This window comes from Halorhodospira halochloris (genome assembly GCF_002356555.2).
Taxonomy (GTDB): Bacteria; Pseudomonadota; Gammaproteobacteria; order Nitrococcales; family Halorhodospiraceae; genus Halorhodospira; species Halorhodospira halochloris.
In genome coordinates this window covers 113,412-137,349 of record NZ_AP017372.2, presented here as the reverse complement: position 1 = coordinate 137,349, position 23,938 = coordinate 113,412, and the positions used below count along the sequence as shown (strand labels likewise).

At 56.4% G+C, this 23,938-nt stretch carries 24 protein-coding genes; 13 read left to right on the top strand and 11 right to left on the bottom strand.

Annotated features, from left to right (window positions below; genetic code table 11):
• Window positions 1-26: 26 nt before the first annotated feature.
• Together plsY and HH1059_RS00640 are read right to left on the bottom strand one after the other, a co-directional pair.
• Window positions 27-623: a glycerol-3-phosphate 1-O-acyltransferase PlsY gene (gene plsY / locus HH1059_RS00645; RefSeq protein ID WP_096407129.1), complete on the bottom strand. Its 597-nt coding sequence runs from the start codon at window positions 621-623 to the stop codon at window positions 27-29.
• A 95-nt stretch (window positions 624-718) separates the two neighbouring features.
• Window positions 719-1,936 carry a multifunctional CCA addition/repair protein gene (locus tag HH1059_RS00640; protein WP_096407126.1) on the bottom strand — a complete coding sequence of 406 codons (1,218 nt, stop codon included), beginning with the start codon at window positions 1,934-1,936 and terminating at the stop codon, window positions 719-721.
• A gap of 152 nt (window positions 1,937-2,088) precedes the next feature.
• Here HH1059_RS00640 and HH1059_RS13870 point away from each other — a divergent pair, with 152 nt between their 5' ends.
• Window positions 2,089-2,214: a hypothetical protein gene (locus HH1059_RS13870; protein ID WP_275951797.1), complete on the top strand. Its 126-nt coding sequence runs from the start codon at window positions 2,089-2,091 to the stop codon at window positions 2,212-2,214.
• Complete coding sequence (locus tag HH1059_RS00635; RefSeq protein ID WP_096407123.1) at window positions 2,202-2,996, top strand: sulfite exporter TauE/SafE family protein; 795 nt, start codon at window positions 2,202-2,204, stop codon at window positions 2,994-2,996. Before HH1059_RS13870 ends, HH1059_RS00635 begins: the two co-directional genes overlap by 13 nt.
• Before the next feature lie 30 nt (window positions 2,997-3,026).
• Here HH1059_RS00635 and HH1059_RS00630 read toward each other — a convergent pair whose 3' ends face one another.
• From HH1059_RS00630 to cutA, 6 genes are all read right to left on the bottom strand, one after another.
• Window positions 3,027-3,668 carry a YfaZ family outer membrane protein gene (locus HH1059_RS00630; RefSeq protein ID WP_096407121.1) on the bottom strand — a complete coding sequence of 214 codons (642 nt, stop codon included), beginning with the start codon at window positions 3,666-3,668 and terminating at the stop codon, window positions 3,027-3,029.
• A gap of 46 nt (window positions 3,669-3,714) precedes the next feature.
• The gene (gene accC / locus HH1059_RS00625; RefSeq protein ID WP_096410269.1) at window positions 3,715-5,058 is read right to left on the bottom strand and encodes an acetyl-CoA carboxylase biotin carboxylase subunit; all 1,344 of its coding nucleotides are present in this window, start codon (window positions 5,056-5,058) and stop codon (window positions 3,715-3,717) included.
• Between the two features lie 9 nt (window positions 5,059-5,067).
• Window positions 5,068-5,559 (bottom strand): acetyl-CoA carboxylase biotin carboxyl carrier protein, encoded by a 492-nt coding sequence (gene accB, locus HH1059_RS00620; protein ID WP_096407116.1) that lies wholly within the window; start codon window positions 5,557-5,559, stop codon window positions 5,068-5,070.
• Window positions 5,560-5,577: 18 nt separating this feature from the next.
• Window positions 5,578-6,027 (bottom strand): type II 3-dehydroquinate dehydratase, encoded by a 450-nt coding sequence (gene aroQ / locus HH1059_RS00615; RefSeq protein ID WP_096407114.1) that lies wholly within the window; start codon window positions 6,025-6,027, stop codon window positions 5,578-5,580.
• 295 nt (window positions 6,028-6,322) lie between these two features.
• On the bottom strand, window positions 6,323-8,131 hold the full coding sequence (gene dsbD / locus HH1059_RS00610; protein WP_096407111.1) for a protein-disulfide reductase DsbD: 1,809 nt from the start codon (window positions 8,129-8,131) through the stop codon (window positions 6,323-6,325).
• A 71-nt stretch (window positions 8,132-8,202) separates the two neighbouring features.
• Complete coding sequence (gene cutA, locus HH1059_RS00605) at window positions 8,203-8,541, bottom strand: divalent-cation tolerance protein CutA (RefSeq protein ID WP_096407109.1); 339 nt, start codon at window positions 8,539-8,541, stop codon at window positions 8,203-8,205.
• A gap of 320 nt (window positions 8,542-8,861) precedes the next feature.
• Here cutA and groES point away from each other — a divergent pair, with 320 nt between their 5' ends.
• The 4 genes from groES to HH1059_RS12985 all read left to right on the top strand — a co-directional run bounded on the left by groES (window position 8,862) and on the right by HH1059_RS12985 (window position 12,534).
• Window positions 8,862-9,152, top strand: coding sequence for a co-chaperone GroES (gene groES, locus HH1059_RS00600; RefSeq protein ID WP_096407106.1), 291 nt, complete (start codon window positions 8,862-8,864; stop codon window positions 9,150-9,152).
• Window positions 9,153-9,256: 104 nt separating this feature from the next.
• A complete protein-coding gene (groL, locus tag HH1059_RS00595) occupies window positions 9,257-10,909 on the top strand; it encodes a chaperonin GroEL (RefSeq protein ID WP_096407104.1) in 1,653 nt (550 codons plus the stop codon).
• Window positions 10,910-11,364: 455 nt separating this feature from the next.
• The gene (locus HH1059_RS00590; protein WP_231901969.1) at window positions 11,365-12,330 is read left to right on the top strand and encodes a lysophospholipid acyltransferase family protein; all 966 of its coding nucleotides are present in this window, start codon (window positions 11,365-11,367) and stop codon (window positions 12,328-12,330) included.
• Between the two features lie 63 nt (window positions 12,331-12,393).
• The gene (locus tag HH1059_RS12985) at window positions 12,394-12,534 is read left to right on the top strand and encodes a hypothetical protein (RefSeq protein WP_162549262.1); all 141 of its coding nucleotides are present in this window, start codon (window positions 12,394-12,396) and stop codon (window positions 12,532-12,534) included.
• On the opposite strand, the gene folK is transcribed toward HH1059_RS12985, so the two are convergent.
• Both folK and folB read right to left on the bottom strand, forming a co-directional pair.
• Entirely contained in the window at window positions 12,509-13,009 is a 501-nt protein-coding gene (gene folK / locus HH1059_RS00585; RefSeq protein ID WP_096407101.1) for a 2-amino-4-hydroxy-6-hydroxymethyldihydropteridine diphosphokinase, read from the bottom strand. The two genes, HH1059_RS12985 and folK, sit on opposite strands and share 26 nt — an antisense overlap.
• 45 nt (window positions 13,010-13,054) lie before the next feature.
• Window positions 13,055-13,417, bottom strand: a complete 363-nt coding sequence (gene folB, locus HH1059_RS00580; protein ID WP_096407099.1) for a dihydroneopterin aldolase — start codon at window positions 13,415-13,417, stop codon at window positions 13,055-13,057.
• Between the two features lie 45 nt (window positions 13,418-13,462).
• Between folB and HH1059_RS00575 the strand changes: the two genes are divergently transcribed.
• From HH1059_RS00575 to HH1059_RS00545, 7 genes are all read left to right on the top strand, one after another.
• On the top strand, window positions 13,463-14,356 hold the full coding sequence (locus tag HH1059_RS00575) for a phosphatase PAP2 family protein (RefSeq protein ID WP_096407096.1): 894 nt from the start codon (window positions 13,463-13,465) through the stop codon (window positions 14,354-14,356).
• 91 nt (window positions 14,357-14,447) lie between these two features.
• Window positions 14,448-17,021, top strand: coding sequence for an ABC transporter substrate-binding protein (locus HH1059_RS00570; protein WP_231901968.1), 2,574 nt, complete (start codon window positions 14,448-14,450; stop codon window positions 17,019-17,021).
• Window positions 17,022-17,098: 77 nt separating this feature from the next.
• Window positions 17,099-18,175 carry an ABC transporter permease gene (locus HH1059_RS00565; protein WP_096410266.1) on the top strand — a complete coding sequence of 359 codons (1,077 nt, stop codon included), beginning with the start codon at window positions 17,099-17,101 and terminating at the stop codon, window positions 18,173-18,175.
• Window positions 18,172-19,506, top strand: coding sequence for an ABC transporter permease (locus HH1059_RS00560; RefSeq protein WP_096407093.1), 1,335 nt, complete (start codon window positions 18,172-18,174; stop codon window positions 19,504-19,506). The genes HH1059_RS00565 and HH1059_RS00560 overlap by 4 nt, the downstream gene beginning before the upstream one ends.
• Window positions 19,506-20,477, top strand: coding sequence for an ABC transporter ATP-binding protein (locus HH1059_RS00555; protein WP_096407090.1), 972 nt, complete (start codon window positions 19,506-19,508; stop codon window positions 20,475-20,477). Before HH1059_RS00560 ends, HH1059_RS00555 begins: the two co-directional genes overlap by 1 nt.
• Window positions 20,478-20,479: 2 nt before the next feature.
• Window positions 20,480-21,514: an ABC transporter ATP-binding protein gene (locus HH1059_RS00550; protein ID WP_096407088.1), complete on the top strand. Its 1,035-nt coding sequence runs from the start codon at window positions 20,480-20,482 to the stop codon at window positions 21,512-21,514.
• Window positions 21,515-21,523: 9 nt separating this feature from the next.
• Complete coding sequence (locus tag HH1059_RS00545; RefSeq protein ID WP_096407085.1) at window positions 21,524-22,354, top strand: alpha/beta hydrolase; 831 nt, start codon at window positions 21,524-21,526, stop codon at window positions 22,352-22,354.
• Between the two features lie 150 nt (window positions 22,355-22,504).
• Here HH1059_RS00545 and lpdA read toward each other — a convergent pair whose 3' ends face one another.
• Window positions 22,505-23,938 carry a dihydrolipoyl dehydrogenase gene (gene lpdA, locus HH1059_RS00540; protein WP_096407082.1) on the bottom strand — a complete coding sequence of 478 codons (1,434 nt, stop codon included), beginning with the start codon at window positions 23,936-23,938 and terminating at the stop codon, window positions 22,505-22,507.

Sequence of the window (23,938 nt, the reverse complement as noted above, 5' to 3'; positions counted from 1 at the left end):
TCGCCCTGATCGCGAAAAATCCTTACTCATGAGTCGGAGGATTTGCCGATCTGGCTCTCCTCACCCGTGGCCAATCGAACTATGTTTTCCCTATGCCGCCATACAGCAGCCACAGCGATTATTGCGGTAGCTGCGGTCAACACCGGATCTTCCATATGCCAAAGCATGTACGCTGGCGCCATTGCAAAGGCGACGATGGCAGCCAAGGATGAGAACCGGAAGGCCGCGGCGATAGCCAACCAGGTCAGAGCGGTTGCCGCTAAGGCAACTGGTGACCAGGCCAACAACACACCCATTCCAGTAGCCACCCCTTTACCGCCTTGGAAGCGAAAGTAAGCCGGGTATAAGTGGCCAAAGAAGGCAGCCAAGCCGGTAGCAGAGATTATTACCGGGTCAGATGTAACCAACCAAGCCAGCACCACCGGCAGGGTGCCTTTGAGCCAGTCTCCGGCCAGCGTTGCTACAGCAGGGCCCTTGCCGGCCAAACGCAGCACATTGGTCGCACCAGGATTGCCCGAGCCATCTTCGCGAGGATCGCCAAGCTGCAGCACCCGGCAAACCAGAATGGCCGACGAGACAGAACCAACTAAGTAGCCAATTATCACTAATCCGATATCTATCATAAGGCGCGCTTCATTCGTTGATTCCAATTTTTGCTAAGAGCGGTCACAGTGCTCGGTTGCAAGCATAGATGATATGCGTGCTGCTGCAAAGCAACCTACAACAGCTCAGCCACTGCCTGGCAGCGGGCCTGGCGCACAGCCTCACCGACTTCTGGCCCGCGCATGCCTCGCTCGACGAACTCCTTAGCGGTAATCTCCTGCGCCGCATCCAGGGCTCGACGCAGCAAGACCCCCTGCCGATATTCAGCATGACTAGCAACCCCTTCACGGCCTAGGTAATCAGCTTTACAAGCCAGCAGGAAATATTCAAATCGCTGCGGGCGCCTAAATGCATCGAGCCTCTCTAGCAGCTCGACAATTGTCCCTGGCCGTAATTGCAGTGCGCGGTGAGCATGTAAATGGTAGCGCGCAACAATGCGCGCTACATCGCGACACTCCCTCGGCACCCGCAACCTCTCACTAGCCGCTTCGCTAAGCTGTTCACCTCGCACATCATGCTCAGGATGGCTGGGCAACTCCGCACAAGGCGTTTGCGCTTTGCCGGAGTCGTGAAGGAGTACTGCATAGCGAACCGCGAGCGGCATGCCATGATTAGCTGCTACTTCTAGAGCCAGCAAGGTGTGTTTAGCAGCATCCCCTTCCGGGTGATAATCGCTGCGCTGAGGAATGCCGTATAAATCATCTACCTCAACTAGAACCTTCTCCAGGGCTCCACACTCGCGCAAGACCTCTATCATACGCTGGGGAGACGGCTCCATCAGCCCCCTGGACAGTTCCTGCCATACCCTCTCCGGTACCAGCGCATCGGCTTCACCAGCGTCAACCATACGCCGACATAGCTCCATAGTTTGCGGCGCAATTCTAAAGCCGAGTTTGGCAAAACGGGCAGCGAATCTTGCCAGGCGCAATATCCTTAGCGGGTCTTCGGCAAACGCCTGGGTAACATGGCGTAACTGACGCTTAGCCAGGTCTTCTCTGCCACCATACGGATCAATTAGCTGACCATCGGAATCGATTGCCATGGCATTGATGGTCAGATCCCGCCTAGCTAGGTCTTCCTCGAGAGTCACATCAGGACAGGCATGGACTTCAAAACCGTGGTAGCCAGCCGCGGTTTTGCGCTCAGTTCGTGCTAGTGCATACTCTTCGCCTGTTTGCGGGTGCAAGAAGACCGGAAAATCTTTGCCCACCCGGCGATATCCCGCATCTTCAAGCTGCTCAGCAGTAGCTCCAACTACCACCCAATCCCGCTCTTTTACATCCAGCCCCAGCAGTTCGTCCCGGACAGAACCTCCGACGCGATAAATATCCATTATCGGTTACCATATACGTGAATAAAAACCTACCAAGCCATATGAGCCAACCAGCCCCCCGACAGCTTAAATTTCACTGCCAGACTGCGCTGCAGAAGGGAACCTCTAAAAACTTCGCCGGCGCCACCATCCGCCCCGGTGTGGAGGACGCCGTGAATCCATCCCTGGAGGCTTCATGGCGCCATCCCTGGCGCCAAGACCTCCACACCGGGGCGGATGGTGGCGCCGGCGAAGTTTTTAGAGGCCACCAGAAGGTCGACGCGAAATGCTGCTGTTAGAGATGGTGCTCTATCTGTTTATCGGCACCATAGCCGGGGCGAGCGCCGGCCTCTTTGGCATAGGTGGCGGCATCGTAATAGTCCCACTATTAGTAGGAGTATTTGCCCTGCAGGATATCGATTCCTCTGTAACGATGCACTTGGCATTAGGCACTTCGTTGGCAACCATCTGTTTCACCTCAGCAAGTTCTGCTTTAACTCACTACAGTTTAGGATCTGTGAGCGTTAGGACCGTACGCAAACTGGCCCCGGCGATGATTTGCGGAGCCGCTGTAGGCGTCAGCGCGGCTAATTACATCGGCACGGAATTGCTTAAACAGCTTTTCGGGACTTTTTTGTTGCTAATAGCAATAACCCTTGTCCTTGAGATAAGACCCTCTCAAAGTAGAGCCCCGAGCCCCGGCTCTCATCTGCTAGCTGGTACGAGCTTTGGTGCTATCTCAGCCCTATTAGGGGTAGGAGGAGGCACAATGTCCGTGCCTTATCTAATCTGGCGAGGTCACCATACTCACGCTGCCATAGGCTCTTCAGCGGCATGCGCCGTCCCATTCGCGGGAGCTGCTGCGGTTGGTTATGTGTTTATTGGCTGGGGAGATGAAGCAATACCCGCCGGATCATTGGGTTATGTATACCTGCCTGCACTCCTCGGCATTACCCTAAGCAGTATGCTTTTTTCGAGCCTATCAGCTAGGATCTGCCACAGCATTTCCAGTAGAAGCCTGACCTACCTGTTTGCTTTTATATTGGCCTCCACCGGCGCCCTTATGGTGCTTAGCAATTAAATTGCAACTCCGTCTCTGTGCAGGCACACTCTAGAAGTTGACTTGCATCCCTAGGTGTAGATTGTTGTCCATGGTGGTGTTACTCGTGCCACTACCCATTTGAATCCTTAGGTAGCGATAGCCCAAATAAACGGCTGAGTGCGGCGTCACATCAAACTGATAGCGCATAGTGGCCTCAAAAAGCCTGCGCGCGCGACCAAATGAAGTTATATTCGGAGCCACGTTCCCTTTTACTATGAAAGCCTGTGGAACTTGTCCGGTAATGCTGAAAACCATCGAACCACTAATAGCAAGAGCAGCAACCAACCGGTCTGCTTCTTCGGAATAGATGCCGTAAAGCTTGGCGCCGGCACCCACCTCCATCGGGTTAAACCCCTGTGTAGGTCCACCAGATGCGTGGAGCCCCGCACTAGCCGCAACATCTCCTGCCGAATTGAAAAATAGGCCGAGATTCTGCGTCACAGGACCCGCAACATCGACACGATCTCCTAAGGGCGAGGTAAACACAACCTCCGCCGCATTATCATGCAGGTTGAAGTCGAACTTATACTCTCCTTCGGCCTGCTGCTGAAACTGTGCGCCAGCCGAAGAAGCGAAGAGCATTAACGCGACCAAAGTTGCAACGGGATAAATAAACCTCTTTCTCCCACTGCAATGTGTAACTCTAAACATATCTCGGCCTCCGCAGGTTAGTAACCTAGAACCAGCTATTAGGCCACTAGTCTAAAGAAAGTTTTTTCTCCAGGTAATGGATATCAGTCCCCCCAGCACGGAAAGCAGCGTCCGAGATTATATCCTGCTGTAAGGATATATTGGTACGAATGCCGCTGACTACTATCTCAGATAGGGCTGTCCGCATACGTGCCAACGCGCTATCCCGACTCGGCCCGTGGGTTATCAACTTGCCTATCATAGAATCATAGTACGGAGGAACAGCATAACCTGTGTACACATGGGAATCCATCCTCACCCCTGGACCTCCAGGTGCGTGAAAGTGGTCGATGGTTCCAGGGCAAGGCATTAGTGTCTTGGGATCCTCAGCATTTATGCGGCACTCCATAGCATGGCCACGGATCACGATATCCTGCTGACCCCAGCTCAGCGGCTCGCCGGCAGCTATGCGAATCTGTTCAGCCACCAGGTCGCACCCCGTGACCATCTCAGTTACTGGATGTTCAACCTGAATTCTCGTATTCATCTCGATGAAGTAAAACTCACCGTTTTCGTAGAGAAATTCGAACGTTCCGGCTCCTCGGTAGCCCATCTGCCGGCAGGCCTCTGCGCACCTTTCGCCAATCTCATGGCGCTGTTGGTCGGTTATCCCTGGTGCCGGAGCCTCCTCGACAACCTTCTGATGGCGCCGCTGCATCGAGCAATCGCGCTCGCCTAAGTGGATCGCATTGCCATAGTTATCCGCAAGCACCTGGAACTCGATATGGCGCGGCTTTTCCAGGTACTTCTCCATGTAAACGGTGCTATCACCGAATGCGTTCTTGGCCTCATTTTGAGTAAGCGAAACGGCATTCAGTAGAGCAGCTTCACTGCGCACCACACGCATGCCGCGCCCGCCGCCGCCTGACGCCGCCTTGATCATCACCGGATAGCCGATGCTCGCCGCTATTCGTAGTGTCTCGTCGGGATCATCTTCCGGGATCGGCCCTCCGGAACCGGGCACACAGGGAACCCCTGCCTCTTGCATGGCCCGTATAGCTGAAACCTTATCGCCCATAGTACGGATGCAATCGGGCGGTGGACCAATAAAGACAAACCCCGACTGCTCAACTCGCTCGGCGAAATCGGCGTTCTCAGAGAGAAAGCCGTAGCCCGGATGAATAGCTGTAGAGTCGGTAACTTCAGCAGCGGAAACCAAGGCAGGTATGTTCAGGTAACTTTCGGTTACACTATTCGGCCCAATGCAGACCGACTCATCAGCAAGCCTCACGTGCTTGAGCTCTCGATCAGCCGAGGAGTGAACAGCGACGCTCTTGATATCAAGTTCGCGGCACGCTCGCAATATTCGCAGGGCTATCTCCCCGCGATTAGCAATGAGAACCTTCTGCATAGCGCTCACTTAGTTGGAAACCAGGAATAGCGGTTGATCAAACTCAACCGGCTGGCCGTTTTCTACTAGCACAGCAGTAACAACCCCGTCACGATCTGCCTCAATCTGGTTGAGCATCTTCATCGCTTCAATAATGCACAGGGTGTCTCCCGCACGTACCTTTTGCCCCACCTCGACAAACGGCTTGGATGTGGGAGAGGGGGAGCGATAGAAGGTGCCGACCATCGGTGAGCGAATCGGCTCACCTTCAGGCTCTTCTTCGCCGGGCTCTGTTGGAGTTTCACTGCCCGTTGAAGTCGCGCTGGGCTGCGGTTCAGCTGCAGGCTGAGGCGCAGGAGCCGGCTGCGGATAAGGTGGATAACCCATTTGGGCAGGGGGGGGGGATGGCTGAGGCGAGTTGCGGGTGATCCGGACCGACTCTTCGCCCTCAGCTATTTCTATTTCGTGTATGCCCGATTCGTCGAGCAATTCAATGAGCCGCTTGATCTTGCGAATATCCATGTCGATGGCGCCCTATCTCTAGTTTTGCTGCCCTACCATGCGCCGCAAAGCGGCTTGGACGGCGAGTTCGTAGCCTTCTGCCCCTAGCCCAGAGATAACTCCCTGAGCTATGTCAGCAAGATAAGAACAGCTACGGAACGGCTCGCGGGCGTGGATGTTGGAAAGATGAACTTCAATAAAGGGTATTTCTACAGCCAACAAGGCGTCACGCAGACCGATACTGGTATGGGTCAAGGCGGCTGGATTAATGACTATGAACCCGACGCCTGAGTCAGCTGCGGCGTGGATAGTCTCGATAAGTTCGCCTTCATAGTTGGACTGGGTAGCTTGGAAGCTAACGCCGTGCTGGTCACACAGGCCTCGCAGCCGCTCGTTCACTGAATCCAATGTGGCACGACCGTAACGCTGGGGCTCTCGGCTACCCAGACGATTCAAGTTAGGCCCATGGACAACTAGCAACTTCGGCATACTTGGCTGCTACCCCTCAAGATCAATTCGGGGATTTTGACCGAGGTTGCCTTTTTTGTCCAGTTCTCTGAGGATCGCTACACTTTCAGCTTATTTCTTTACCAGTATTGCATGTAAACTGCTACAGATGGGAACCTCTAAAAACTTCTCCGGCGCTACCATCCGCCCCGGTGTGGAGGACGCCGTGAATCCATCCCTGGAGGCTTCATGGCGCCATCCCTGGCGCCAAGACCTCCACACCGGGGCGGATGGTAGCGCCGGAGAAGTTTTTAGAGGCCACCAGATAGGCACTGGATTATTTCCTCTTCAGAGCCTGGCGAGCATGCTCGGCAAACTCCTCTGCCCCCTTGAAACCAACAACGCGATAATCACGCAACTCTTGACCTTCCGTGTCAAAGAACATAATCGCCGGTGGCAAATATATCCCCCGCGACTCAAGCAACTCACGGTTGTCATCGGTCATGGAGGTAACGTCTACCTTCAGTTTCTCAACCCCATCCAATACCTCACGTACTTCTGCAGCCGGCAAGGTACGTTCCTCGAGCTGGATACAATAGGCACACCACTCGGCAGTAACATCTACAACCGTGGCCTTGCCTTGTTCAGCCGCTGCGGCTACCGCCTCATCCAGCTGATCGTTACTGCCATCTACTGCGCGCCATTCGGCCAACATCTGCTCGCGGGCGGCCGCTAGATCATCACCTAGCGCCGCAGCCCAGGGCCGCAGTGGATCACTAGCCCCAGTTGCTGCACCGAAAAACTGGGCACTCGCCGCTATGCTGAGTACACCGACGCCGACCCACGCCACGCCCTGGGCCTGGCGATTCGACCCAGCCACGCCTGCCGCACGGCTAACGCGCCACAGCAGCCAAGCAGCGGCTCCACCCAACAACATTCCCCAAGCGGCCAACTCCAGTGCCGCAGGCATAAAGCGTGACGCCATCCACAGGGCGACACCGAGGAAGACAAAACCGAAGGCTTGCTTGACCGCCTCCATCCACGGGCCGGAGCGCGGCATCCAGCGTCCTGCTGCTGTTCCGACCAACAGCAGCGGGGCACCCATGCCCAGCGCCATCACGTAGAGCGCGCCAGCGCCCAAGGCTACCTCACCGGTATTGCCGATAAACGCTAGTGCGGCTATCAGAGCCGGCCCCGAACAGGCCCCTACGATCAATGCAGACAATGCACCCATGGCTATAACGCCGACTTCATGGCCGCCGGGCAGGCGGCTCGAGGCAGCCTGCAAGCGCCCTTGGACAGAGGCAGGCATCTGCAGGTTGTATAGCCCGAACATGGCCAATGCCAGCAGCACGAACAGTCCACTAAACAAAGCGGTTGCCACCGGCCCCTGCAAATCTGCCTGCACAGCCCGCCCTGACAGACCAGCCAGCGCCCCAGCCCCGGCATAGGTGAGCGCCACTGCTTGCACATAGAGGAAAGAGAGCCATAGCGCCCGACCTGTGCCCGGGCTCTCGCCGTTGCGCCCAGCACCGACGATAAGGCCTGAGAGTATGGGAATCATCGGATATAAACAGGCGGTGAAAGCCAACGCCAGCCCGGCGACAAAAAACCCGCCCAATATAGCCCACAGGCTACCTCCCGTTAGCAGGTCGGTGAGCTGCTCGCCTGGCCCTCCTCCCCTTTCGGCTGCCCCACCTACGCTAACCGTGGCGGCATCATCCATGCCAGCTTCAGCAGTGCTTGGCGGGTAACAGATTGAGCGCGGCTCATTGCAGCCCTGATAATCAGCACGCAGGGTAGCCTCAGCGGAGATCTCCTGAGTGGTTTGGATATGAACCTGAAGCACCTCACGGTAAATCTCGACCTCACCAAAGAACTCATCTGCGTGCTTCTCACCATCAGGTATGCTGACCTCTTTGATCTCGTTATCGCCATCGTCGATGGCAAAATCTAAGGCATGGCGATACAGATAGTGGTCATCTTCGATTTGCCAGGTAGCTACTAAGCGATCCGAGGAGAGCTGTTCGACGTGGAAGGGGAACACCTCTTCGACCGGCTTTAGCTCCGCTTGGGCTAGAACAGCACCTGGCGCAGCCCAGAGCAAGAGACAGACAACCCCGGCAAGACGCACTACTCCCCTCATCTCGAAAGCTCCCGCAACAATTAGTTTACCCGCAACGTATGCGGCATTGATAATGTGTCACACTATCGCAGTCAGTCGCCCTTTGGCAAGTGGCGCGTCTGCTCCGTGATCCAATCCAGGAAGCCCGCCAAACCTCTCTCTATAGGGCACGCTATAACCTCAGGCAGATCGTATGGATGGCTACCGGCAAGGTGCTCCTCAAGTTGGGAATAGGCCACATCACTAGTCTTAATGACCAGCAACTGCTCACTATCACTTTGCACTTGCCCTTCCCAAAAGAAGACCGAGGTCAGGCCGGGGATGATATTGACACAAGCCGCTAGCCCAGCCTCCACTACCTCGCCTGCCAATCTTCTCGCGGTCTGTTCATCAGGGCACGTGCATAGGACTACTAGTTGGGTACTAGCCATTGGCACCTCCTCTTCGACGAAATTGCGACGCCCTCAATAGCTTTTCTCTAAAGCAGTTCACCGTAGGCAAAAAAATTTGCAGCGGGTAGACCTGCTCGGGGTTGAATTCTATCACTACCGTCCGCATCTAGTGATGCAAGGCAAGCGCCGGCATCGCTCGCTGGGCCAATCCACTTGACGATGCCACGTTGACCGGTATTATTAGCACTCAACTCAAGCGAGTGCTAACAGCCCAGTCTAAGACTGGAGAGGCAATCGAATAATCAAATGAGCACCATTCACTCAACTCTTAACGAACATAAATAAAGGAGTGAGGATAGATGAGCAGCATCCGTCCCCTACACGACCGAGTAGTGATACAACGCCTTGAGGAGGAGCGTACCTCGCCAGGCGGGATCGTGATCCCTGAAACCGCTGCCGAAAAGCCGATGAAAGGCAAGGTTATCGCCGTCGGCAACGGCAAGATGCTTGACAATGGTGAGCGCCGACCGGTGGAAGTGAGCGTCGGTGATCAGGTGCTGTTCGGCAAATACTCCGGCACCGAAGTGAAGATCGACGGCGAGGATTATCTCGTGATGCGTGAAGACGACATCATGGCCGTCTTCCAATAGCCGAATAGGCGTACCATCTCCAACCACAAGGCGGTTGTAGACAAACAACTTAGATCAAGATCAGAACACAAGCGTTAACAGGTCAACTAACAGAGGAGCCGACCATGGCTGCAAAAGAGATTCGCTTCTCCGATGATGCGCGCCAGCGCATGATGAGCGGCGTCAACCAACTCGCCAACGCCGTAAAGGTCACATTAGGTCCACGCGGGCGTAATGCAGTTCTCGACAAGAGCTTTGGCGCCCCAACCGTGACTAAAGATGGTGTATCGGTTGCTAAGGAGATCGAGCTCGAAGATCACTTCGAGAACATGGGCGCTCAGATGCTCAAAGAGGTCTCATCGCAGACCTCAGATGTTGCCGGAGATGGCACTACTACGGCTACTGTGCTCGCTCAGGCCATCCTGCGCGAGGGCATGAAGTCGCTTGCCGCCGGCATGAGCCCCATGGAGCTCAAAAAGGGCATCGAAAAGGCCACTGAGACAGCATCGAGCTACCTAGCCAGCGATCTCTCCAAGCCCTGCGAGGACGACAATTCGATTGCTCAGGTCGGCACCATCTCGGCCAACTCAGACGAAGCTGTCGGGCGCATCATTGCCGATGCCATGGGCAAAGTCGGCAAAGAGGGCGTCATTACCGTAGAAGAGGGGTCCGGCCTGGAGAACGAGCTGGATGTAGTTGAAGGCATGCAGTTCGATCGTGGCTACCTCTCGCCTTACTTTGTAACCAATCAGCAATCGATGAAGGCGGAACTCGAGGACGCCGCGATCCTGCTGCACGACAAGAAGATCTCCAACATCCGCGATCTTCTGCCGCTGCTCGAGGGCGTAGCCAAGCAAAACCGCCCACTGCTGATAGTCGCAGAAGAGGTAGAAGGCGAGGCGCTGGCCACCTTAGTGGTCAACAACCTGCGCGGTATCGTCAAGGTTTGCGCCGTAAAAGCCCCTGGCTTCGGCGATCGACGCAAGGCCATGCTCCAGGATATCGCCATTCTTACCGGCGGTACTGTGATCTCCGATGAGGTCGGCATGACCCTGGAGAACGCCACCGTTGATGACCTCGGCTCGGCCAAGAAGGTGCAGATCTCCAAAGAGGAGACCACCATCGTCGGCGGCGCCGGACGCAACGACGACATCATGGCGCGCGTCGAGCAGATCCGCAAGCAGATGGAGGACTCTACCTCCGACTACGACAAAGAGAAGCTGCAAGAGCGTGTTGCCAAGCTGGTAGGTGGCGTTGCAGTTATCAAGGTCGGCGCTGCCACCGAAGTCGAGATGAAGGAGAAGAAGGCTCGGGTCGAGGACGCCCTGCACGCCACCCGAGCTGCTGTTGAGGAAGGCATCGTCTCCGGCGGTGGTACAGCACTGATCAGGGCGCTATCCTCGCTGGAAAACCTGACGGGTCAGAACGAAGAACAGACCCAGGGTATTGCCTTAGTGCGACGTGCTATGGAAGAGCCGCTGCGCCAGCTGGTCACCAATGCCGGCGAAGACGCCTCGGTCATTGTTAACAAGGTCAAGGAAGGCAGCGGTAACTACGGCTATAACGTCGCCACCGGTGAGTACTGCGACTTAGTACAGGCGGGTGTGCTCGACCCGACCAAGGTCACTCGCTCAGCGCTGCAAAACGCAGCCTCCGTCGCCGCACTGATGCTGACCACCGAGGCAATGGTCGCCGACCTGCCAAAGAAGGACGATGAAGGCGGTGGCGGCGACATGGGTGGCATGGGCGGCATGGGTGGCATGGGTGGCATGATGTAAGCTGCCCTGCTTCCGTGGCCTATAGGCGCCATGTATCATAAACCCCTGCTGGGCTTAGCTCGGCGGGGGTTTTTATTGTTGTTTTGCGTAAATTCTAATGGTGGCCTCTAAAAACTTCGCCGGCGCCACCATCCGCCCCGGTGTGGAGGACGCAGTGAATCCATCCCTGGAGGCTTCATGGCGCCATCCCCGCGCCAAGACCTCCACACCGGGGCGGATGGTGGCGCCGGCGAAGTTTTTAGAGGTTCCCTAATGCAAATTGGCTATCCCAAATAGCGCCGACAACAACTCCCCCAGAGCCTAGCCACCTCGGCGAGTATGGGGGCGCCATGAAGACATCCCTGGAGGCCTCATGGCGCCCCCCTAGCCTCAAAGCCCTCTACACCGAGGCAACTAAGCTCAGGGGGAGTTTTATATAGTTAACTCCTTAGGATTAGCTACTACAGCAAATTGGTATGAGCAAAAAACCGGAACCAACCCAGTTGAAACCGATGCGCCCCAAAAAGAAGAAGAAAAAACCGCCGCACAACATTTACCACCCCTACTACTGGCCAACCTGGCTTGGACTCGGGGCAATGCGGCTATTGACTCTCTTACCTGTCGCAGCGCTTGGGCGATTAGGTGACGGCCTTGGAATGCTGCTTTGGGCACTGGTATCGAAACGTAGGCATATAGTGCGCACCAACATTGAGCTGGCCTTTGCCGATTGGCCAACTAACAAGCAGAGGGAGCTTGAACGTCGCCATTTTCGTTCAGCCTCGCGGGGTATGCTCGAAGGGGCACTAGCATGGTGGACTCCCGGCGATAAGCTAAGCCCATACTACACCATAGAAGGCTTAGAGAACCTGGAAAAAGCCCGCCGGTACGGTAGAGGGGTGATCCTCTTGATGCCGCACTACACTTCCATGGAGATGTGCGGCAAGATAATCGGTCTTCACGTAGCTGACTTTTATCCTACCTACAAACCAGCTAAGGACGCTGCCTTCAATGCAGCGATGCTCAAGGCCCGCTCTACTGGGGTAGCTAAGCCGATAGCTAGCGAAAACATGCGTGCAGTGCTCAAGGTGCTAAAGGATAACCATGTCGTCTCCTACTCACCCGATCAAGATTTCGGTCGTGAAAGTTCAGTGTTTGCCCCTTTCATGGGTGTTCAAACCAGCACCCTTACAGTTACTGCACGTATTGCACGTGCCTCGGCTGCACCGGTGGTGCCTTTACACTGCCAGAGGCTGGCCGGCAATCGCTGGCATGTAAGGTTGGATCCCCCATTAGCAGACTTCCCCTCAGGCGATGACCATAAGGATGCGGCTAGTATAAATGCCATTATAGAAGAGCAAGTAAGGCGAGCGCCGGAACAGTACCTGTGGCTGCATAGGCGCTTTAAGACCCGCCCGGATCCAACCGAACCCTCGCCCTATTAATCACCAATAGGGAACCTCTAAAACTTCGCCGGCGCCACCATCCGCCCCGGTGTGGAGGACGCCGTGAATCCATCCCTGGAGGCTTCATGGCGCCATCCCTGGCGCCAAGACCTCCACACCGGGGCGGATGGTGGCGCCGGCGAAGTTTTAGAGGTACCCAATAGGCAGGCTATAGGCCTCAATCTTGAGTCACATCGCCAATAGAGACCTCCCGGCGGATCGAATGGACACCAGTAAATTGCTGCCAGAGCTGCCTATAAGTTAGACCACTTACCGGATGAACCGATTCGGGCGCGATTTCCGCTAACGGGAGGAGGACGAAATCGTGCTCTAGTATCTCTGCGCGCGGCAAAGTGAGGGACTCAGTATTGATAATCTCATCGCCCCAACTGAGCAAATCTAGATCCAACGTTCGAGCTGCGAACTTTGGGCCGCTGCGGGCACGCCCATGCGCATCTTCAATACCCCGCAACGTATCTAGAACGTAGTAGAGGGGCTCTTCGGTAGTGAACACTGCGGCAAGATTAAAAAAATCCTCGCCAGCAAACCCCACCGCAACACTCTCATAGACGGGCGAAAAGAGCACACTCGGCCAGTGTTCGCGCAACGCACTCATCGCCGAGCAAATATTTTGCTCGCGATCAATGTTGGTTCCAATACTTAGATATACGTCTGGCACTGCTTAACCTTTTTGCAATGGTGGCTTGGTGGACCGGCAAGGCACTTAATGATCTGGGCGCTGCCCCCTTTCAATAGTAACCCCGACGTCCTTAGCACCCCTAAGTGCCCCAGGCTTGCTCACCGACAAGCGCACCCAACTTACCTTGAACTCCTCTCGAACAATACCGGCTACACCCTCTGCCAGGGTCTCGACCAGCAGGAATTCGCTTGCGCCTACGTAAGCAATAATCCTCTTGCCCAATGCTTTATAATCCAGCGCATCATCAATTGAATCCGATGCCGCTGCACGTGAGACATCCGTAGCCATCTCCAAGTCCAGGGAGACCTTCTGCGATATGCGTCTCTCCCACTCAAAAATACCGATAACAGTTTCTACTTCTAGGCCACGAACGAAGACTAAATCCATTACAGACACTCAACCATAAATATAACGGAGTGAAGGAAACAAACAATGCATTGCGAGGATACTAACTCATTGACCAAATTTGCCATAGTAGCTGCTCTTCTTATTTTCCCGCTCAGCGCACCCTCAGCCGAGCCACAAGAAGCAAGTTACTCACTGCACTATAGCGACAGTCTAGCCCAAGAGTCAGGCCAACGCAGCGGCCAAGAAACGCGCCATGCTGACAACCAATCATATCTAAGAAATTTTTATAGAGTACCCTGGCATGGTTTACGGGAGCTGGGGCGCACCGATAGCGAGGGCCTAACTCGCAACGCCTTAGCTGTCGGGGCAATCGCTACCGCCTTCACATTAGATGAGGAGATTCGCGATTGGGTCCAAGACGATGTAAGAGGTAGCAGCAGTGACAAGGCTACTGATTACATCTATGAAGTCGGCAGGCCTGCGGTTGCAGCTACCGCCTTTGTCCTGGGCTATGGCTATAGCTTCGCGGCTAGCGATCAATACCTACGCAAAAGCCTCCACCTTTCATTCCAGGCCCTTGCCATAACTTCGGCGATAACCGAAACGACACGCAATCTAGCCGGGCGCGAACGGCCACGCAACAGTCCTGACGATGCTTACTCTTTTGGTGTTAGCGGTGGCGATTCCTTTTTTTCCGGGCACGCCTCAGGAACTTGGGCAGTTATGACAGTGCTAGCGGAGAGATATGACGACAACCCCTTCATCTACTGGGGAGCCTACAGCGTTGCAGCTAGCACGGCCCTATCTAGAGTCCACGACGACGGCCATTGGACATCGGATATAGTAATTGGCTCACTGGTTGGGTTTGGCATCGGCCGTATTACAGTCGACTTGAACCCCTTCGCCGACGACAACGCCCACCTCGTCCCGTGGATCAGCGAAAGCGGTCACGGAGCCATGCTCCACCTAGAGTTTTAATCCCAACTTGGCAGGGAGTTTTGCCCCCGACGGGTATAATATAGCCACTGGACAGCAACCCATAAACTAGTGCAGCATCCTGCAAGCTGGCATGGTCACCCCTATCAAAGGTCACGATAACCTAATGGCGCTGCGCAACCTGATACCTCTGAGCTTACTGACTCTCATAGCTGCGGCAATCGCCTTCACCCTATACATGGGCGAGCGTCAGGCACAACAGGAACAGCGCCAAGATCTTGCCGCTACCCCAGGCGACCCCGCAGAACGACGGGGCGGCCTGGTGGATGAGATAGTCTTCACGGTAGAGTCTGACCCGGGCCGCATCGCCGCGCAGATTGAGCGCGGTTCTCACCATCTCTATGCCCAAGGCATAGCCAGTTCAACCATATTTCGCCAAATCCAAACCTCTCCGAACGTTGAATACTACCTCTCCCACGGCAACACCGCTGATTTGGCATTAAACCCGGCCGAGTTTGACGACGGCTCACTCAATCCGTTCAATGATAGAGCCATCCGCGAGGCCATGAACTGGCTTATCGATCGCCGCTACATCGCCGAGGAGATCTACGGCGGCCTGGCTCGGCCGCGCTATCTACCCATCCATACGGCGTTCCCGGACTATGCACTGCTCGCCGAAACCGCCCGCGAACTAGAGCGCAAATACGCCCATGACCCGGAGCGGGCTGAGCGCATTATCACCGAGCGTATGCAAGAGCTCGGTGCCGAGAGGCGCGACGGTCAGTGGTACGACGGCGATTCGCCGGTAACAATTAAGGTCCTGATTCGCACCGAAGACAATCGCGAAAGGGTTGGTGACTATGTCGCCAACCGCCTTGAGGACCTAGGTTTTCGCATAGAACGGCTGTATCGCACCGCTGATGAAGCGACCCGCATCTGGATCGCCTCGGACCCCGCCGCTGGGCGCTGGCACATCTATACCGGGGCGTGGGTTTCCCCGGTCATCGACCGCGATGCCGGGGATAACCTGAGCTTCTACTACACCCCACGCGGACGCCCATCAGCCCTGTGGCAAGCCTATGAGCCGGGCGCTGAGCTCAGCGAGATCGCCGAAGTGCTGGAACGGCGCGACTTCGCCAGCCTTGAGGAGCGCCATGAGCTGCTCGAGCGTGGCCTGGAGCTAGCAATGGAGAACTCAGCGCGCATCTGGCTAATCGACCAGACTAGCGTCACGCCGCATGCCGCAGAAATTGAGATGGGTGCCGATTTGGCAGGGGGCATCGCCGGTTCAGCGCTGTGGCCATTTACTATTCGCTTCAGTGATCGGGTTGGCGGCCGCTTGATGGTGGCCACCCCGAGCATGCTTACTGAGCCGTGGAACTTCCTCGCCGGCAGCAATTGGATCTTTGACACCATGATCCAACGCGGCTTGAGTGATGCGGCAGCCCTGCCCGATCCGTTTACCGGACTCTACCACCCGCAACGCCTGGAGGGCGCCGAGGTAACAGTAGAAGAGGACACGCCTATTCAGAAAACCCTCGACTGGGTGACTTTGGAGACCTCAGAAGAGATAGAGGTGCCCGATGACGCCTGGATTGACTGGGACAGAGATAGCGGCGAGATAATCGATGTCGGCACAGCGCACCCTGACGGCCTGACCGCGCGCGCCCGTACCAAACTGCGCTACTCAGAAGGCTTTCTTGACAGAAATTGGCACGATGGTTCACAGGTTTCCATTGCCGATATGGTAGTGCCTTGGATCCTGCGCTTCGAACGCGCCGACGAGGAAAGTTCGCTGTTCGATCCCAGCCATCTGTCGAGCTTTGAGGTCTATCGCGAGCACTTCCGCGGCTGGCGTATTGTCGACACCGACCCGCTAAGCGTTGAGATATACAGCGATCAAATCTATCCCGATGCCGAATACCTTGCCGCAATGCGTGCCCCAAGCTTTTTACCCTGGCACGTTTTGCAACTCGGGATGGAAGCGGAGCGTCGCGGTGAGCTGGCCTTCTCTTCAACCAAAGCCGACCAACTCGGTGTCGAGTGGCAAAACCTAGTCTCTGGCCCCAGCCTCGAGATCCTGCGCGGCTACCTCAGCTCCGCCGCCGAGGCCGGCCGCTACCCCTACCCGGAGGCGATAGACGAATGGCTGCGCGAAGGTGAGGTTGAACAGCGCCACCAGGCGCTGCAGGATTGGCACGCGCAAAGGGGACACTTCTGGGTTGATGACGGCCCTTACTACCTGCACTCAGTACGCCCCGTCGAGGGTACTTTAGTGCTGCGACGCAATAAGGATTTCCCCGACCGGGGAGATAAATGGCTGCACTTTACTGATCCGCGCATCCCAGAACTCGATCTGCAGGGGCCGCTGGTTATCGAAAAGGGTGCAGGAGCCGAAATCAATTTATCAGTCACCTACGCTGGCGAGCCTTACCCCAACCAAGAGATCGACAGCGCCCGGTATATGCTTTTTGACGGCGATGATGAGCTGCGTCTGCATGGCGAAGCCGAACCAACGGCGGAAGATGGCCGCTGGCAAATCACCATCGAACCGGAAAAACTTGCCGAGCTAGGCACCGGCGCCAACAGCCTGGAGGTAACGGTAATCACGCCTAATGTCGCCTTGCCATCCTTCGCTGCTCACGCCTTCGCGACTGTTCCGCAGCGCGCGGACGAGGCTATCGATGAGGGAGGAGATGAGCCGTGAGCCAAATCGAGAACCCCGCCACCAGCTCACCTGAATCCCCTCCGTCAAAAGCAGCCGGGCGCAACCGGACCAGGCAACTGGTCAGGGATCTGCGTCGCCTCGCGGTTTTCTCTGGGAAACGGTTGGTGGCGCTATTCTTCACCGTGGTGATAGGGGTCTATCTGACCATCTTCATCGCCAATATGGGCGGTCAAATAGATGAACTGCGCCTAGCGCAGATCGAAAACGAGGTCGCTGAAGAGGTGCGGGCCGATCCAGCCTTCCACGATCTCCCCTCGGAGCGCCGCGAGGAGCTCATGGAAGAGCGAATCCAGATGGAAGTCGAGCGCCTGCGCCTCGACGAGCCTTTCCTGGTGAGAAGCGTTGACTACTTGCTGCAAGCTCTATCCCTTGACCTCGGTCGTGCCGAGGAGATGCATAGCGATGCCGGCTCGCGTCAGGTGGCACAGATAATTCTTGAACGCCTGCCGGCAACCGTACTACTGTTCGGCACCGCCAACCTGCTAGTCTTCTTCGTCGCCGTATTCGCCGCCCTAAGCCTATCACGCCGGTACGGGAGCAAACTCGATCGCAGTGTTATCGCCTTAGCGCCAAGTTCCGCAGCCCCTGCCTGGTTCTATGGCATCTTCCTAGTCCTGCTGTTCTCCTTCATGGTGCCTCTGTTCCCTTCTGGTGGCATGGTTTCAGCCCCACCTCCGGAGGGAGGCTGGGCTTATGCAGCTAGTGTAATAAAGCACATGGCCCTCCCCGTGGCAGCCATGTTCATTGCCCAGATATTTATATCCATATATTCCTGGCGAACCTTCTTCCTCATCCATTCCAGTGAGGACTACGTCGAGATGGCACGAGCTAAAGGGCTACCGAATAACCTCATCGAGCAGCGTTATATCCTGCGCCCGACCCTCTCGCCCATCGTCACCAGCTTCCTGCTCATGCTGATTGGCCTGTGGAGTGGCGCCATCATCCTCGAGCAGGTCTTCAACTGGCCCGGTCTAGGTACTCTGCTCTTCGAGGCCATAGGCCATCGTGATACCCCGGTCATCATCGGCTCAGTAGTTATATTTGCCTACTTGCTCGCTATAACCGTGTTCGTGCTCGATTTCCTTTACGCTGTTCTTGACCCCCGGGTCCGCATAGAAGGAGGGCAAAAATGACCCCCTGGCGTGAAGGGCTGCGCAGTCTCAAGCGCTACCCCTCAGCTGCGCTCGGCGTTCTCATTATCGCCGCGCTGGTAGCGACCGCCATTTATGCCGTTGTCTCTATTCCTTACTCGGAGGCGCAGAAGCTATGGCGCGGCGGTGATATGTGGCAGGACTTGCCGGTTAATGCCGGACCGGTGTGGGCCGACCGACTATTCGGCGGTGATGCCCCACGCACTATCAAGGCAGAGAGCGCGGATGCGGCAGTTGCCGAAGAGGCCTACGAAGGTGTTCGCATCGAACAGCAGCGCCTGGAGTTCGACTTCCCGTATAGCGAGTTCCCCAGCGAGGTAAATCTCTTTCTCGAAAGCGACCATGAGCAGCGTCAACCCTTCGTCCGCACGGCCTGGATCACCCCCGAGGGGGATGAGATACCGATTGAGGCGCGTCGGGTTGGGGCCTCGGAGCGCATTTCTATCTCGCAGAACCAAGCGCTAGAGAACCGTCTCGGCCATGCCCCGCAAATCGGTCTGTTCACAAGTGCCGCGCCGGATGCCGAACAGCCTCAAGTACGTGGCGGTGAGTACACCTTACTCGTAGAGACCGTCCACTTTGAAGAGCAGGCCAAACTTGATGCTGAGCTAGTGGTCTACGGCCAGGTTCATGGCTGGGCAGGAACCGATCACCAGCGCCGTGACCTAAGTATAGCGCTGTTGTGGGGAACCCCCATCGCCTTGGCGTTCGGCCTTTTGGCAGCGGTAGGAACCACCGTTACCACGCTGCTCATTGCCGCTACCGGAGTCTGGTACCGCGGCTGGGTAGATGCCACGATTCAGCGCCTTACTGAGATCAATATCATCCTGCCCCTGCTGCCGGTACTAGTAATGATCGGCACACTTTACTCCACCAGTATCTGGCTGATGCTCGGGGTAGTGGTCGTCTTAGGCATATTCAGCGCCGGCATCAAAATGTACCGCGCTATGCTGTTGCCGATTCGCGAAGCCCCGTACATCGAGGCAGCGCGCTCCTACGGAGCTAGCAACATGCGCATAATAATGCGCTACATGGTGCCCCGTATCTTGCCGGTATTGATACCGACCTTCGTGACCCTAATACCGACCTACGTCTTTCTCGAGGCATCTCTTGCCGTGCTGGGCCTCGGCGACCCTGTACTGCCGACTTGGGGCAAGGTTTTGTACGATGCTCAGGACCAGAGTGCCCTCTATCACGGCTTTTATTACTGGGTGCTTAGCCCGGCAGCACTGTTGATGCTTACCGGACTCGGTTTCGCTATGCTGGGTTTTGCTCTGGATCGCGTCTTCAACCCCCGACTGAGGAATCTGTGATGTCGAGCGGCTCATTAATGGAGATAGAAGAGCTGCGTTTGCGCTACCGCACTGAAGATGGCGAGGTATTCGCCGTTGACGGCGTCAATCTAGAGCTGCGCCGCAATGAGGCCCTAGTAGTGCTGGGCGAATCTGGTTGCGGCAAGAGTTCACTTGCCAAGGCCTTGTTGCGGACTCTACCACGCAACGCCTACCCCCCTAGTGGACAAGTACGCCTTGCCGGTGAGAATGTCCTCGCCCTGAGTGAGGAGCAATTTCGCCGCCAAATCCGCTGGACGCGCATGGCCTTAGTCATGCAGGCAGCCATGAATGCGCTAAACCCCGTAGTCCGTGTCGGCGAACAAGTCGCAGAACCGCTGCGTATCCATCGGCGCTGGTCCAAACACCGCGCCATGCAGCGTGCCGCCGAAGCCTTTGAGGAGGTTGGGATAGCCCCGGACTTTCTGCAGCGCTACCCCCATGAGCTTTCTGGCGGCATGCGCCAGCGCGCCGTTCTTGCCATGGCCTTGGTTACTGAGCCGGACTTGATCATCCTCGATGAGCCAACCTCGGCGCTTGATGTCTTGACTCAGGCGTCTATTATGAATGTGCTCAAGCGCATCAAAAACGAGCGCGGCACAAGTTTCATCCTCATAACCCACGATGTCGCCACTTCCAGCGAACTCGCCGACCGCGTCGCCTTAATGTATGCCGGACGAATAGTCGAAGTTGCCGACGCAGAACTGTTCTTTACCCGCCCCGCTCACCCTTACTCCCAAATGCTAATGGCGTCGGTTCCCCATCTACGTCAAAAAGAGCACCCAAAATCCATTCCCGGTCGACCACCAAGCCTGATCGACCCGCCCTCTGGATGCCGCTTTGCTGATCGTTGTCCCAAGCGTTTTGCGCGCTGTAGTGCCGACCCGCCGGCAGCGAACCTCCGCCCCCGCCACTGGGTCAACTGTTGGTTGCATTCGCGGGGAGATAGTTAGTAATGAGTAACACAGGATCGAACTTAGCCGTTACCAAAACCGGCGCAGACTCGGCTGCCTTAAAAGAGCCGCTGCTGGTTGTGGACAGGCTTCAGACCCATTTCGAGCTTCGCCAGTGGGGATTCCTGCGCATCGGATCGGTGCAAGCAGTAGATAATGTCAGCTTCTCACTAGACTCCGGCGAGGCTGCAACAATTGTTGGTGAGAGCGGCTGTGGCAAGAGTTCGCTTGCCCGTACCCTGCTCGGCCTGCATCGCCCGACCGGCGGTGATGTGCGCTTCGCCGGCAGCTCTTTGACAAACCTGCAAGGAAAGACCCTAAAGGCCTATCGCGCCAAGGTTGGCTATGTTCAGCAAGATCCCTATGGGGCCTTGCCCCCCTACATGGACATTCGCCGCATCCTTGAGGAGCCGCTGATTATCCACGGCATAAGCGGCAAAGAAGAACGCCAACGCCGAATTAAGGAGGCGCTCAAGGAGGTTGGCCTAGAGCCTCCACACGAGGTCTGGCGCAAGTTTCCCCACCAACTAAGTGGCGGTCAGCAACAGCGCGTGGTAATAGCTCGCGCACTTATCCTGCGTCCGCAGATGATCATTGCCGACGAGCCGGTATCTATGCTGGACGCATCGGTGAGAGTAGAGATCTTAGAGCTCTTGCGCCACGTCCAGCTCGCTCACGGCATAGCACTTCTCTATATCACCCACGATCTCTCTACCGTGCGCCATTATGCTCACCGCGCAATGGTCATGTACGCTGGACGGATAATCGAACAAGCACCGGTCGACAGTCTGCTCGAGCGCCCTCTTCACCCGTATACAGGGGCACTGCTAGCCGCCCTCTCCGACCCCGACCCTGCCAATGCCCGCCGCCAACGTCGCGTTCCTAAGGGTGAGCCACCCAGTCTCGTCTCACCACCGGAGGGTTGTCGTTTTCACCCACGCTGTTCGCAGGTAATGATCGGTCGGTGCGAATACTTTGCACCCAAGGAATTTCAGCCCCGCATCGGTCATCGGGTAGCCTGCTGGCTAAGAGGTTGATTACTTTCGATGCGATTCCTATTAATCATCATAGCTTTCGCGGTGGTGGCCTATATGGCATTTGCAGCCATGCTCTACACCATGCAAGAGCGTATGGTTCATCTCCCGCAGATCCCTGGGCGGGAACTGGTGGCAACGCCCGATAAGCTTGGACTTGAGTGGCAAGATTTAACTATCACAACCGAGGACAATGTTGACCTCCACGGCTGGCATGTTAAATCCCCCCAGGCGCGAGGTACCTTGCTATTCTTTCACGGCAACGCCGGCAATATATCCCATCGCCTCGATTCGATCGAAATATTCTCCGAGCTTGGCCTAGACGTTGTAATCTTTGACTACCGTGGCTACGGCCAAAGCGAAGGCCGCGCCCACGAACAAGGGCTTCGCCGTGATGCCCGCGCAGCTGCCGAATGGCTGGAGGAAAACCGTGATGGCCTGGCTGGGCCCAAAACCGTCTACTTCGGCCGCTCATTAGGCGGCCCACTTGCTGCGGAGGCTGCCGCTCATCGCCAGCCCAGCGCCCTGATTCTAGAGTCGACCTTCACTTCAGCTGAGGACGTAGCCGGGGATATCTATCCGTTCTTCCCCACTCGCCTGCTAACCCGGCTGGAGTACCCCACGGCCAAGTACCTCAGGCAAACTGATCAGCCGGTTTTGGTAGTCCACAGCCCGGAGGATGAAATAATCCCCTTTCAACACTCCCAGCAACTGCTGGAAATAGCCGGCGATAGGGGGCAGATGCTCCAGATCAGGGGCGATCACAACACCGGCTTCAGGGTCAGCGGCGACACCTATATTAGCGGCCTGCGCGATTTTATCCGCTCCATTGGTGAGGATTAGGCAGGCAGGTCGGCGGGCAGCCTGCCTCAGGCTGCTTAGATGAGCTAGCCGCATTCCCTCACACGGGACGGGCGCGGTGCCGGGGTGCTCCTTCACTTACCCACTAGACCACACGCCCGACCAGACAAGGGCCACACCAGACCTGCGCTACTAATTTGCCTTGTGCAGGGCTCGCTTGCCTACCGCCAAAGCCGCCTCCCGAACCGCCTCGGAGAGTGTCGGATGGGCATGCATTGTCCGTGCCAGGTCCTCTGCCGAGCCGGCAAACTCCATTGTCACCACCGCCTCGGCGATCAGCTCAGAGGCTTGCGGGCCAATTATATGGGCCCCCAGCAACCGATCAGACTCGGCGTGGGCAAGCAGCTTGACCATGCCAGTAGAGTGATCCATTGCCCGCGCCCTGCCAGTGGCAGCAAAGGGGAATGTACCGATGTTGAACGGCACTCCAGCCGCCTTGAGCTGCGCCTCTGTTCGACCGACCCAGGCAATCTCCGGATCGGTGTAGATTACCCAGGGGATGGTCTCATAATTGACATGGCCTGCCTTACCGGCAATGCGCTCGGCGACCATCACGCCCTCTTCCTGCCCTTTGTGGGCCAGCATCGGCCCGCGAACCACATCGCCTATGGCGTAGACGTCGGGCAGATTTGTGCGACAGTGCTCATCGACGTTGATAAAACCGCGCTCATCAAGCAGCAGATCGACATCGCCTGAGACCAGATTATCGGTGTTCGGCCGACGCCCAACAGCGACAATGAGCTTATCTACCGTCAACTGCTGTTCACCTTTTTTGTCTTCGTAGTTAACCGTAACCGCTGCCTCTGCACCGCTACCAATCTCTGTACCAGTAACCCGACAACCTAAGCGGATATCCAGGCCCTGATCCTTGAACGCCTTCTGCGCGGTGCGGACTACCTGCCTATCCACCGGACCAAGCAACTCATCCTGAGCCTCAAGGAGCACCACCTCGGAACCCAACCTACTCCATACCGAGCCCATTTCCAGTCCGATTACACCCGCACCGATAACACCAAGCCGGGGGGGCACAGCGGTGAGGTCGAGGGCCTGATCAGAGTTAATGATCTTGTCGCCATCCAGTGGTGCTGAACCTATCTCAATGCTGCACGAACCAGGTGCAAGCACCACTGACCCGGCTGTGTACCTCTCGGTAGTACCATCCGCATTGGTAACCTCAACCTCACGATTGTCGACCAACTTGCCGTGACCGTGGATCCATTCGATCTTATTGGCCTTAAAGAGCTGGCGAATGCCTCCGGTCAGATCCTTTACGACCTTATCCTTACGGGCAATCATCTGTTCCACGTTTAGCTCCACCCCTCGGGCGGTAATACCGTGCGCAGAAAGATGTTCCGTTACCTTATGATATTGTTCTGATGAGTCGAGTAGCGCTTTTGAGGGGATACAACCGACATTCAAGCAGGTACCACCAAGTGCCGGCTTGCCATCCTTAAAGACAAAATTGTCCACCACCGCGACCTGCATACCGAGTTGAGCGCTACGAATCGCCCCCACGTATCCGGCTGGCCCAGCGCCAATGAAGATAACATCATAACCGTTTGACAT